Genomic DNA, 423 nt, shown 5'->3' with positions numbered 1-423 from the left:
TCACGGCCGTGCGCGGAGCGGCGGACGAGCCCTTGCCGCCGTCGTGCCCGCGCAGCTGCGAGACGACCTCGGTGACAGGGCTGGCCGTCACGCGATGGCCGTCGATCGTACGGATCAGATCGCCGGCCCGGACCCCGGCCAGGGCCGCGGGCCCGCCGGGCTGGACGGCGGAGACCTCGATGCGCCCGGCGCGCGCGCGACGGGCGCCGAGCCCGACGCCGGTGTACCGGCCGTCGAGGGCCTGCTCGAACTCCTCGTACTCGTCGTACACCGCGCCCCAGCGGTCGCCGCTGCGGCTGACGACTTCCTCGGCCGCGTCCGTACCGGACTTCCCGTCGGCTTCGGCGTCGGCGGCGGCCTTCTCCAGGGCCTGCGGGGACACGGTCGCCGACGAAGTGGACGAAGCGGGCGAGGCGTCGGGGA

At 76.1% G+C, this 423-nt stretch carries 1 protein-coding gene; it reads right to left on the bottom strand.

Going from position 1 to position 423, the window contains the following annotated elements; all coding sequences use genetic code 11:
- Positions 1-423: PDZ domain-containing protein (locus J0695_RS41340; RefSeq protein WP_206969952.1), on the bottom strand; the 423-nt coding region annotated here is incomplete at both ends.

Source organism: Streptomyces beijiangensis (assembly GCF_017315755.1).
GTDB lineage: Bacteria > Actinomycetota > Actinomycetes > Streptomycetales > Streptomycetaceae > Streptomyces > Streptomyces beijiangensis.
This window is presented reverse-complemented; position numbering and strand designations above follow the sequence as displayed.